Below are 12407 nucleotides of genomic sequence, written 5' to 3' on the forward strand. Positions count from 1 at the left end.
CGGAACGGGCACGCGCCTTCTCGATCACGCCTCTGCGGGGCTTCCCAGCACCTCGGCCACGCTGCCCAGCAAGACGCCGGTCAGCTCCACCGGTCCGCCGAGCTGACCCGGATCTCCGGTCTCCGCACCGGTATCGAAAACGACATTGTCAGCCGTGACACCCGAGAGGTCCTGCCCCTCGTCCATGAACACCCAGCGAGGCGCGTTCCCGGTCTCCAGCCCGACGGCGAACCGCAGGATGTCGAGCGCGTCACTGACACCGACCTGGCCGTTCTGATCGACATCCGCCGCGATGAAATCCATCGCGCTGGCCGGGCCGAAACTCGGGTCGAGCCCGACCGCGAGCCGCAGCGCGTTGAGCGCGTCGCTCACGCCGATACCGGGGTCCATGGCATCGTCATATCCGCGCACCGCGTCCACCTTGCCCCCGGGCGAGTTGGACCCGAGCGAGATGTCGTATTGGCCCGCGCCCGCGTCGGCCTTGCCGAGGATCGGGGCCCCGCCCGCGGCCGAGAAATTGACCACCGCGTCGTCGAGCGCCGCATCCCCCCGGTCCACGAGGCTGACATCGATCGTGATCCGCTGCTCGCCATCTGCCAGCGCGCCCGCCGACCCGGCATTCTCGGGGGTCGGCGCGGCCTCACCCGAAGAGGACTCGATGAACCTGGCGTCGCCGGCCACAAGGAAATCCTGCACCGCGTTCTCGAACGCGAGCGTGCCGGGGATGAGCCCGGCATCCGTCACCGCCTGCTGTGCCGTGCTCACCTGCTCGTCGGTAAACCCGTCCGTCGGGCCGCCACCGGGCGCATCGGGGTCATACAAGCCGTCAAGCGTCTCGCCCGCATCATAGATGAACAGGCTCTGCTCCCCGGTCGTCACCCGCCAGTCATCGCGCAGGTTCGGATTGGTGCCCGTATCGTTGCCGTACAGGTCCTCGAACGCCAGCGGCCGCTCCAGCACGGTGCCATCGGCCAGGGCGATATCGTTGTCGGGATTGCCATCGCCGTCACCCAACAGCCCCTCGACCTGCCCGGCCATGTCGGCGCTGATCTGCACGCTGAGATCGACATACCCCTCGCGCACGATCACGTTGAGCCGCGCATCGCCCGCGCCCACGGTGCCGTCCGCTCCGGCGAAGATGACGGAGTACATGTTGCCCTCACGGACAATCAGGTCGCTGCCGACATCGATGGCATCGCCATCTGCGATCGTTGTCGCGCCCCCGTCGATCGAAAGCGGACTGGCATCGGCCGAGTCGATCATCACCTCGGACCCGTTCCCCAGCCGCGCGGCAATCGCGATATTGGCCGAGACGTTCGGCAGGGGCTGATCCGCATCGTCGAGAACCGGCCCCATCCGCGACTGGATCTCGAACTCGCTGAAGCTGCCACCCGAGGTGCCGCGCAACAGAACGAACTCGCCGATGGCGTGGAAATCGTAGCCCACCCCATCGAGTGTCAGCAGGTGCGGATCGCCCACCGTCCACGCAATCGGCGTGGGCGGCGGCGGCGGTGGCGTGCCGGCATCGGGATCGGCCAGCGCCTGCACCTCGCCCACGGTCAGGCTGTCAAAGATCAGGTTGCCGCCATTGCCCAGATCGACCGTGGTCTCGCCCCCGTTATCGAACGCGTTCTCCAGCGCCGTGTTGCGCCCGACCAGCCCAAGCTCCGTGAACGAGAAATCAAGTGCATCCTCGGCGGCGTTGAAATCCTCGATCACCGTGCGCCCGTTGCCGACGAAGAACACGTCGCTGCCGGTCCCGCCGTTGAGCGTGGAATCCCCTTCGCCTCCGGCCAGCGTGTCGTCACCGCCCCCGGCGGTTATGGTGTCGCTACCCTGACCACCTTCGAACAGTTCGCTCTCGCCGGTGCCGATGAAGGAGTCGTTCCCCTGCGTGCCGCGGAAGTGCTCGAAACCGGAGATCGTGTCGGTAAAGGAGCCACCGCCGAAGAATGTACCCGTCACCACACCGGTTTCGGCATTGATGTCGACCGACTCGATGAACGAATCATACCGCAACCGGTCAAAGCCCAGCCCGCCAGTGAGGTCGTTGTTGCCACCGGTGTAGCGGTAGGATTCGGCATTGCCCGAGCCCAAGAAAGTGTCATCGCCACCTGAGCCGCGCACCTCCCAGACCGGGGCGGTGCCGCCGATGGTCTCGGCATTGCCGAACCCGTCATTGGCAATCTCGCCTGTGGCAAGGTTCACGTCGATCCCGTTGCCGTCGCTCATGTCGAGCCGCACCGCGCCGATGGGGTCGAACGGGTCGGTACGTTCGGTTCCGTTGCTGTTCACGATGATCGTATCCTGCCCGTCTCCGGGCCGGATGCTCATCCATTGTTCGCCCTCGGGCGAGACATCGAACGTGTCGCCTGCCGCGGTCCCGACAATCGACAGACCACCCGACGTCCAGCCAGCAAGGAGAGGCGCCTGTACATCGCTCAGAGTGTCCGTGCCGAGGCCATCCTTGATAATGGTTCCGGTATTGCCGCCACCGTCGATGGCCACCGAGATCGGCCCGCCAAGCGCCGAGTAGTCGATTTCAACAAACCCGCCCGGTTCAGAGGTGATCCCGGTGAAGTCGATGGTGTCATTCCCGGCGGAGCCCAGCACGAGATCAAAGCCGGGATTGTCCCCGGTCGTGATCAGATCATCCACCGCCGTGCCTTCGAGCGTGTCATCGTTATCGGTGCCCTGCACGAGGTTGGCGGTCCCCGGCTCGACGAATTGCACATCGGCCCCGGCCAGATCACCCGGCGCGAGGCCGCTGAACAGCACCGTGCCGGTGCCGAACGTGACGAGCGTGTCTCCGCCTTGCGCCACGGCCCCCGAAACAGCCGCATCCACCGCCGTCTGATCCAGCCCAGCCACGCGCACGATCAGCGTCTCGCTGTTCGGGTCGAAATCCGAGATCGTGTCATTGCCGCCCAGATGCACGAAGGTATCGGTGCCGCCACGGCCCTCGTAGCGGTTGTCCACTCCCGCCTCACCGGTGATCTGGTCGTTGCCGCCCGAGCCGCGCAGCCGCTCGAAGCCGGAGATGCTGTCGGTGAAGGTGCCGCCACCGTCGAAGGTGCCGTTCACCACACCACCCGCCGCGTCGATCACGACCGAAGCCACACCAGAGGAATCGTAGCGCAGCCGGTCGAAGCCCAATCCGCCGTCGAGGTCGTTGTTGCCGCCGGTATAGCGGTAGGATTCGGCATTGTCCGAGCCGACGAAGCTATCATCCCCGCCAGAGCCCCAGACCTCCCAGATCGGCGCGTTGCCGTTGATCTGCTCTATGTTGCCATAGCCGTCATCGGCAATCGCCCCTGTGGCGAGGTTCACGTCGATCCCGTTGCCAAAACGCATGTCGAGCCGCAAGGCGCCGACGTCATCATTCGGATCGACGCGCTGACCGACAGACGTGTTGATGGTGTAGGTGTCCTGCCCCGCACCGCCGCGAATGCTCGTCCATTGCAGATCATCCAGTGTGACGTTGAACGTGTCGTCAAAATCGGTGCCGTCGAGACCGAGGCCACCCACGGTCCAGCCCGCGAACATCGGATTCTCCACGCCAAGCAACGTGTCGATGCCAAGCGCCCCCTTGTCCACCGTGCCGGTATTGGCCGCCCCGTCGATCGTCACATCGATCCCGGAGCCGAGATCGCTGTAGCGCAGCCCCATGAAGGAAGTGTTCGGGTTCATGCCGGTCATGTCGATGGTGTCATCACCCGCAGAGGCGACTACCACATCCCCGTCCGGCGTGGCATCCCCGGTCGTGATCAGGTCATTCCCGACCGTGCCCTCGAGGAAATCATCGTTATCCGTGCCCTGCACGAGGTTGGCGCCCCCCGGCTCGACGAATTGCACATCGGCCCCGGCCAGATCACCCGGCGCGAGGCCGCTGAACAGCACCGTGCCGGTGCCGAACGTGACGAGCGTGTCTCCGCCTTGCGCCACGGCCCCCGAAACAGCCGCATCCACCGCCGTCTGATCCAACCCAGCCACACGCACGATCAGCGTCTCGCTGTTCGGGTCGAAATCCGAGATCGTGTCATTGCCGCCCAGATGGGTGAAGGTATCCGTACCGCCTTCGCCCTCGTAGCGGTTGTCCACCCCCGCTTCCCCGGTGATCTGGTCGCTGCCGTCCGAGCCGCGCAGCCGCTCGAAGCCGGAGATGCTGTCGGTGAAGGTGCCGCCTGCGGTGAGCGTGCCCGTCGCCGTGCCCTCGCTCACGTCGATATTGACCGATGCGATCTGGAACGAATCGTAGCGCAGTCGGTCAAAGCCCGCCCCGCCGTCGAGCGTGTCGTCGCCGCCCGTGGGCCGGAAGGATTCGGCGTTGGCCGATCCGGTAAAATCGTCGTTCCCGCCAGAGCCGAACACCTCCCACACCGGGGCTGTGCCACCGATGGTCTCGGTATTGCCGAACCCGTCATCGATGATCTGATTGCTGGCAAGGCTCAGGTCCACATTGATCCCGTTACCGTCCGACATATCCAGCCGGATCAATGACGGGTCGCCGCCCACGGTGATCGTGTCCGTGCCGTCACCGGGGCGAAAGCTCATCCATTGCTGACCCTCGATCGCCACATCGAACGTATCCGCGCCGGAGGTGCCCAGGAGCGACAGCCCCCCCGTCGTCCATCCAGCAAGCAACGGGAGTTCGACATTGGTGAACGTGTCGGTGCCAAGCCCGTCCTTGGCCACGCTGCCGGTATTCGCGCCACCATCGACCTGCACATCGATGGTCGTGCCGATGCCGCTGTAATCGACCGTGACGAACCCGCCCGGATCAGACGTGATCCCGGTGAAGTCGATTGTGTCGTCACCCGCCGTGCCCAGAACGAAATCACCGCCCGGATTGTCCCCGGTGGTGATGCTGTCATCAGCCCCCGTGCCGACAAGGTCATCATCACCATCCGTGCCGATGGTATTGCCAATCTGCGACACGCCCGCATCGCCAAGCTGCGCGGGGATCGCCTGAATTTGCGCCTCGGACAGCCCACGCAGGGCCAGATTGCCGCTTTGACTACCGAAATCGACAAGGAAAAAGAAGTCGCCGAAAGGATCGGTGAACGGAATCGGCGCGGCGAAGGCATCGTCGACATCCTGCTGGGTGAGGCCCGGCAGATCGATGAAAAGCGTGTCGGTCAAGGGATCAAAATCGCTAACTTGGTCAAAACCGCCACGATAGACATAAGTATTCGATCCGCTGCCTAGAACCACGTTATCGTTACCCAGTCCGCCGACAAGCGTGTCATCACCACCGCGCCCTTCCAGCCTCACGCCGCTGCCATCGGCGATCATCAGGTCACCGCCATCGGAGCCGCGCAGGCTGTCGATGCTGTTGACCGTGTCGGTAAATGTGCCGCTGTCGGTGACGACACGGACCTGACCCGCCGACAGATCGGCCTCCACACGCTGCACCTGCCCCACGTCGTATCGCACCCTGTCACTGCCCGCGCCGCCGATGAGCGTGTTGCTGCCGCTTTCGTAGCGATACGAAGCGCCCGCATCCGAGAACGTGACCGTATCGTCGAAGCCCGATCCGCGTATCTCATGCACCGGGGTCGTGCCGGTGATCGTCTCTTCATTGCCGAACCCGTCATCGGCAATCGCGCCGGTGGCAAGGTTGACGTCAATGCCCTGCGTCGCGTCGCGGAAATCCATCCGCACGAGGCCGCTGCCATTGATGTTGTAGCTGTCGATGCCGTCGCCGCCGCGAACGCTCATCCACTGATTGCCCTCTGGGGCAAGGTTGAAGGTATCGCCCTGCGCGGTGCCGAAGATTGCCAGCCCGCCATTCACCCAGCCCGCCGAAAGCGGCTGCGCCACGCCAACGAGCGTGTCGGTGCCATTCACGCCCTTGTCCACGGTCGCGATGTTCGACGCGCCGTCCACCGTGATCGTCGCCGGACCGGTCACTGCGCTGTAGTCGATGGTGACAAAGCCGTTGACGCCATCGTTGCCGGACATGTCGATGGTATCATCGCCGGTCGAGCCGTTGACGACATCGCCCAGCACGGAGGTGGCATTGCCGGTAAGGATAACATCATCCCCCGGCGTGCCGTTCAGCACGTTGTCATCGTCCGTGCCCTCCACGAGGCTTGCCGCGTCGAGATCGACGGCCTGCACGTTGGCCCCGGCCAGATCAACCGGCGCAAGACCCTTGAAGAGTACCGTCCCGCCGCCGAAGGTGACGAGCGTGTCACCGCCCTGCGCCACCCCAGTAGACATCGCCGTGTCGACCGCCGCCTGGTCCAGCCCCGCCACGCGCACGATCAGTGTCTCGGTTGTCGGGTCGAAATCGTCGATCCGGTCATTGCCGCCCAGATGCACGAAGGTGTCGGTGCCGCCACGGCCCTCGTAGCGGTTGTCCACCCCCGCCTCACCGGTGATCTGATCGTTGCCGCCCGAGCCGCGCAGCCGCTCGAAGCCGGAGATGCTGTCGGTGAAGGTACCGCCTGCGGTGAGCGTGCCCGTCGCCGTGCCCGCGCTCGCGTCGATGGTGACCGACGCGATCTGGAACGAATCGTAGCGCAGCCGGTCGAAACCCAACCCGCCGTCGAGCGTGTCGTCGCCCCCCGTGGGACGGAAGGATTCGCCGTTGCCGGAGCCCGTGAAAGTGTCATCCCCCGCCGAGCCCATCACCTCCCAGACCGGCGCGGTGCCGCCGATGATCTCGGCATTGCCGAACCCGTCGTCGTTGATCGTGCGCGTGGCGAGATTGACGTCGATCCCGTTGCCATCATCCATCTGGAGCCGCACCAGGCCAGTGCCATCGACATTGATCGTGTCCAGCCCGTCGCCGGGCCGGATGCTCATCCATTGCTGGCCCTCGGGCGACACGTCGAACGTGTCGGCGGCGGCGGTACCCTGAATCGACAGCCCGCCGGCGATCCAGCCCGCGTTGAGCGGGTTTTCGACATCGAGCAGCGTATCCGTGCCATCGGCACCTGCATCGACGCTGCCGGTATTGGCCGCGCCGTCGATCTGCACATTGATCGGCCCGCCGAGCACGCCGTAATCCATCACGAACCACGCGGTGGACTGGTTCATGTCGCTCATGTCGATCGTGTCATTGCCGGTGGACGCCACGTAGAAATCGCCGTTGGCGTCGGTATCGCCGGTGACCACGAGGTCATCCGCGTCCGTCCCGACGAGAGTGTCGTTGCCGTCGCTGCCCTCCACGAGGTTGAAAGGATCTCCGCTGAACGAGCCTTCGAGGCCAAGCAGAATGTCCTCCCCCGGGCCGAAGTCACCGGATGCCGTTCCGGCGTTGATGATCGAAGCTTCGAGCGAGTTGAATTCGGCCACGGTCGTGGGCTCGGTCAATGGATCGCCCCCGATCTGGAAGATCGCATCCGTATTCGTGTCGGGATCGAAGATGGCCAGAATGATGTGGATGCCCGCGGGTGTTTCGATGAATCCGATGGAGGTTTCGAGCGAATCGTCGTTCAGCACGTCGGTGCCGTTCACCGAGGCGCTTGCCATCGGTGTCCCGCCGATGTCCACGAGCGGGAGCAGTTCACCGGGAGGAGTCGGAAGCAGCGAATAGTTGATCACGGCCGATGGGTCTGGCACGTCCGCGGCAAACGTGGCAGGGGAGACCGAAATCGGGTCGTCGTTGCTGTCATTGGCGATGAGAAAGCCGGTCAGCGTTACTGTCGTCATGAACAAATCCTCTCAAACTCGCGCGACGACAAGACCGGCCGAAGCGCATCACATCCAATGTGACGTCGCCCCCAAAACCGGAAACACGGCATAGCCGACAATCACTTGCAAAGATGACTACACAATTGCGTGTTTAAGGCAAGAGGCCGGATTTGAACGGGCTGGCCTGGCTTTCATAATTCCGTGTCCGGGGCAAAATCCCGGCTTTGAAAAAGCCGGTGTGGCTATTCGGCAATCATGCGGGCCGCACGCCGCTGCCATCGGCGATCATAAGGTCACCGCCACCGGAGCCGCGCAGGTTCTCGATGCTGCTGACCGTGTCGGTAAAGACGCTGCTGTCGGTGACAACGCGGACCTGCCCACCCTGCAGATCGGCCTCGATACGCTGCACCTGCCCGACGTCATAGCGCAGCCGGTCATTGCCCGCGCCGCCGATGAGCGTGTTGCTGCCGCTTTTGTAGCGATAGGAGTCGCCCGTGTCCGAGAACGTGACCGTATCGTCAAAACCCGACCCGCGGATTTCATGCACCAAGGTCGTGCCGGTGATGGTCTCGGCATTGCCGAACCCGACATCGATGATCTGATTGCTGGCAAGGCTCAGGTCCACATTGATCCCGTTACCGTCCGACATATCCAGCCGGATCAATGACGGGTCGCCGCCAACGGTGATCGTGTCCGTGCCGTCACCGGGGCGAAAGCTCATCCATTGCTGACCCTCGATCGCCACATCGAACGTATCCGCACCGGAGGTGCCCAGGAGCGACAGCCCCCCGTCGTCCAGCCCGCGAAAAGCGGGTTCTCGACATTGGTGAACGTGTCGGTGCCCAGCCCGTTTTTGACCACGCTGCCGGTATTGGCCCCGCCGTCGATCTGCACATCGATGGTCGTGCCGATGCCGCTGTAATCGACCGTGACAAAGCCGCCCGGCTCACCCGTGATCCGGTGAAGTCTATCGGTCACTACCGCCCGAGGCAAAGACGATGTCAGAAGCGGGGTTGTCCCCACTCGTGATCACGTCATCACCGACAGTGCCCTCGAGGGTGTCATTGCCGTCCGTGCCTTGGGTGCTCATGCTGTTTTCCTTCGAACCATCGGTGCGTCACCGAAGCTTCTACTCGCCCAGAATTCACATGTGCTACCGTAGAGGTTGATGGACATCACTCGGACACGTACGGGCATGATGACGGTAATAAATGATTCTGCCATTGCATCAATATTTCTTTACTTGGATGTCCTGATCTTAGGGCAACTGCGGCGAAGCTGCTCGGTGCCGCGACATCGTCGGAGACATGGCTCAACTCCTGACAGATTGTCGCTGAGCGAATCCTGGTCTGCGCTGCCGGCAGCCGCCTCGGAAAGGGTGGCGATACCAGAGCACGCGTGTCGATCCGTCATCTCCGCGCATGCCGCGCCATCATGTGGCATGCTGCCGTAACCGTTGACCGGCGATGAGCTTGACGACAGAAGCGACATTCCCGCGTGCGAGATCGAGGAACTCGCTGCGAGCCATCTCGATATCGGACCAAAAACACTGCGGGGCACAGGAGCAATCGCCCGGGCAGGCATCGAACATCGGTTCCGAGAACGCGGGGCGCGTGACCTTCCGGGTCGCCCTTGTCATTTCCATCGCACCATGAAATCATATTCGTATCCTTGCATTTATTGACGGGAGGGGGAAAGATGCGGATCACCAGACGCGATATCATGACCGGGGGGCTGGCCGCGCTTGCGACCGGACAGGCAATGCAGGCCTTCGCTGCCACCGAAATGGCGCTTGGGCCTGCGCAACTCACCACGCTCAGCGATGGCAACCTCGTGCTGCCGCTCGATTTCCTCATCGGCGACCTGCCACAGGCGCAGGCCACCGAGGCGCTCGCGCAGCACGGCATCACCGGCGACACGCTCACCCCGCCCTGCAACCTCACCCTCTACCGCGACGGCACCAACACCGTGCTGTTCGACGCGGGCTCCGGCCCCGCCTTCATGCCCAGCGCGGGCAAGCTGCGCGACGCGCTCGACGCCGCCGGGGTCGCGCCCGACGAGGTTACCCATGTGCTCTTCACCCACGCACATCCCGATCACCTCTGGGGCGTGCTCGACGATTTCGACGATCCGGTCTTTGCCAATGCCGCCCACATGATCGGGCAGGCAGAGCACGCCTACTGGACCGACCCCGCCACAGTCGGGACCATCGGCGAGGCGCGCGCCAGCTTTGCCGTCGGCGCGGCGCGACGGCTCGAGGCGATCGCCGACCGGCTCGAGACCTTTACCCCCGGGCAGGAGGTGCTGCCCGGCATCCTCGCACATGACACCCGGGGCCATACCCCTGGCCACGTCAGCTTCGAGATCGGGCAAGGCAATTCGGCGGTGATGGTGGTGGGCGACGCCATCGGCAACGGCCACCTCGCGCTTGCGCATCCCGGTTGGGCCAGCGGGGCCGATCAGAACGCCGAACAGGGCATTGCCACGAGGCTGCGGCTGCTTGACCGGCTCGCAACCGAGGGCATGCCGATGGTGGGCTTTCACCTGCCCGGCGGCGGGCTTGGCCGGGTGGAACGCGCGGGCGACGCCTATCGCTTCGTGACCGAGGTGTGAGCCGATGCGACACCTGATTTTCGCCGCCCTTCTCGCCGCCACCCCCGCACTGGCCAGCGAGGACATCGCCGACCAGTATCCCGGCTCGCTGCTCTATTCCAAGCCGGTCGAGTTCATCCCCGGCGTCTGGTCCGCCATCGGGGCCACCGCGCCGCCCACCTACGAGAACGCGGGCCACAACAACAACCTCAGCTTCATCGTCACCGGCGAGGGCGTGGTCGTCATCAATGGCGGCGCCTCCTATGGCCTTGCCCGCGCGCTGCACGAGGAAATCAAGACGATCACCGACCAGCCCGTGAGGCGCGTGTTCAACGAGAACGGCCAGGGCCACGCCATGCTGGGCAATTCCTACTGGGTGGAGCAGGGCGTGCCGGTGGTCGCCCACGAGGACGCGCTGCACGAGATCGAGCGCTATGGCGGCTCGTCGCTGCAGGCCGCGCGCCGCATCACCAAGGAGCGCGCCGAAGGCACCGAGGTGGTCCCGCCGACCGAGACCTTTGCCGACACCTACACGCTCGAGATGGGCGACACCCGCATCGAGGCGCGGTATCTGGGCCCCGCCCACAGCCCCGGCGACATCGTGATCTGGCTGCCCGATCAGAGCCTCGTGATTTCCGGCGACATGGCCTTTCATGAGCGCATGCTGCCGATCTTCGCGCACACGAACACGCGCGACTGGCTGGAGACCTGGGATGCCGAATTCGAGGCGCTCGGGGCCACCTACGTGATCCCCGGCCACGGCCACCCCACCAACATGGATCAGGTGCGCCGCTATACCAAGGGCTACCTCGAATACCTGCGCGCGCGCATCGGCGAACACCTCGACGCGGGCGGCGACCTTGCGGAGGCGTATTACGTGGACCAGTCCCCCTACGCGCATCTTGACACGTTCGAGGAACTGGCCACCAAGAATGCGGGGCGGGTCTACGAACAGATGGAATGGGAGTGAGCGCAGCGCCCAGGCCGGGTATTTGAACCAAGAAGAAGCACGCGTGCCGAGAGAACCGGGCCGGGCTTCTTCTTGGCAAAAATACCCCTGTTGCGCCTGCTATCCCGGCACAGCGCGCCGGGTGGGCCGCGCCACCAGCAGGTGCGTGGCCATCGCTCCCACCCACATCGCAGTAACGGCAACCCAGGCGGTCAGGGCAAAGATCGCGCCGCCGGACATCCCCGCGCCCACCGCGCAGCCGCCCGCCAGCATCGAGCCGAATCCCATGAGCGCGGCCCCGGCCAGGTAGCGTTCCATGGGCGTGTCGGGGCCGAAGCGCTCGATCTTCCACTCGCGCGTGACCAGCGCCGTGGCAGCCGCACCCGCGAGAACGCCCGGCACCAGCCCGACGCCAAAGCCGAGAGGTAGCGAGGTGCTGTTCACCAACCCCATCAACGTATCGGTCGAGGGGCCGGTGAAGGTGACCGAGGAGATCGGGATCACCTCGAACGAGGTCTGCGCGATGGCGTATGTTGCCAGCCAGCCAAGGCCCACGGCCAGCCCCACGCCGATCCCGGCTAGAACGTGGCTCGAACGGACGTGACGCAAGACGGCCAAGGCGACCCCGCCCGCCAGCGCCGCCGCGGCCAGCGTCGCGGCCGCGGCGGATGTCAGGCCCAGATGCGCCAGAAGGTCGCGTGCCGCGCCGCCCGGCACCGTCCAGAGCGTCGCCAGCCCCTCGCGCGCGGGCGAAAGCACCCCGCGCAGCGACGATTGCGCGACGATGGTCAGCACCAGCCCCGTCACCAGCGCGCGCAGGTTCCCCGTGGCCGACAGCACCAGCAGGCGGCTCGCGCAGCCGCGCGCGAGGATCATCCCCGCGCCGAACATCAGCCCGCCGATGATCGCGCCCGAGAGGCTGCCGGTGGCGGCCAGCTGGCGCGATTGCGAGACGTCCAGAACGCCCATGGCAATCGCCCCCTGCACCGCCAGCACCCCGGCGGAAAAGGCGATGATCCAGATCGACAGACGCGGGCCCAGCCCGCGTTCGGCCACCTCGATGGTGGCGGCGCGCAGGCAGAACCGCGAATGCTGCGCGGCGGCGCCGAAGATCACGCCAACGAGCACCCCGGCCATCGCCAGAACGGCCCCGTCGCCATAGGTATCAATAAGAGTTTCCAGCATGCATCATTCCATCATGAGGCGATGCCGTCAGCATACA

Annotated in this window: 7 protein-coding genes; 2 read left to right on the forward strand and 5 right to left on the reverse strand. The window is 65.0% G+C overall.

Going from position 1 to position 12407, the window contains the following annotated elements:
* Window positions 1-24 precede the first annotated feature (24 nt).
* The 4 genes from ACFFU4_RS09975 to ACFFU4_RS09990 form a co-directional block, all read right to left on the reverse strand.
* Window positions 25-7662, reverse strand: a complete 7638-nt coding sequence (locus ACFFU4_RS09975; protein ID WP_377069618.1) for a beta strand repeat-containing protein — start codon at window positions 7660-7662, stop codon at window positions 25-27.
* 235 nt (window positions 7663-7897) lie between these two features.
* Window positions 7898-8389 carry a hypothetical protein gene (locus ACFFU4_RS09980; RefSeq protein ID WP_377069619.1) on the reverse strand — a complete coding sequence of 164 codons (492 nt, stop codon included), beginning with the start codon at window positions 8387-8389 and terminating at the stop codon, window positions 7898-7900.
* Window positions 8362-8622 (reverse strand): hypothetical protein, encoded by a 261-nt coding sequence (locus ACFFU4_RS09985; protein WP_377069620.1) that lies wholly within the window; start codon window positions 8620-8622, stop codon window positions 8362-8364. Before ACFFU4_RS09985 ends, ACFFU4_RS09980 begins: the two co-directional genes overlap by 28 nt.
* Window positions 8612-8734, reverse strand: coding sequence for a hypothetical protein (locus ACFFU4_RS09990; protein WP_377069621.1), 123 nt, complete (start codon window positions 8732-8734; stop codon window positions 8612-8614). Before ACFFU4_RS09990 ends, ACFFU4_RS09985 begins: the two co-directional genes overlap by 11 nt.
* A gap of 608 nt (window positions 8735-9342) precedes the next feature.
* On the opposite strand from ACFFU4_RS09990, the gene ACFFU4_RS09995 reads away from it, so the two are divergent.
* Complete coding sequence (locus ACFFU4_RS09995; protein WP_377069622.1) at window positions 9343-10257, forward strand: MBL fold metallo-hydrolase; 915 nt, start codon at window positions 9343-9345, stop codon at window positions 10255-10257.
* Window positions 10258-10261: 4 nt separating this feature from the next.
* On the forward strand, window positions 10262-11206 hold the full coding sequence (locus ACFFU4_RS10000) for an MBL fold metallo-hydrolase (RefSeq protein ID WP_377069623.1): 945 nt from the start codon (window positions 10262-10264) through the stop codon (window positions 11204-11206).
* A gap of 99 nt (window positions 11207-11305) precedes the next feature.
* Here the strand turns inward: ACFFU4_RS10000 and ACFFU4_RS10005 are convergent, their stop codons facing one another.
* Window positions 11306-12370, reverse strand: a complete 1065-nt coding sequence (locus ACFFU4_RS10005; protein WP_377069624.1) for a YeeE/YedE family protein — start codon at window positions 12368-12370, stop codon at window positions 11306-11308.
* Window positions 12371-12407: the final 37 nt, after the last annotated feature.

It is taken from the genome of Roseovarius ramblicola (genome assembly GCF_042430665.1).
GTDB classification, from domain to species: domain Bacteria; phylum Pseudomonadota; class Alphaproteobacteria; order Rhodobacterales; family Rhodobacteraceae; genus Roseovarius; species Roseovarius ramblicola.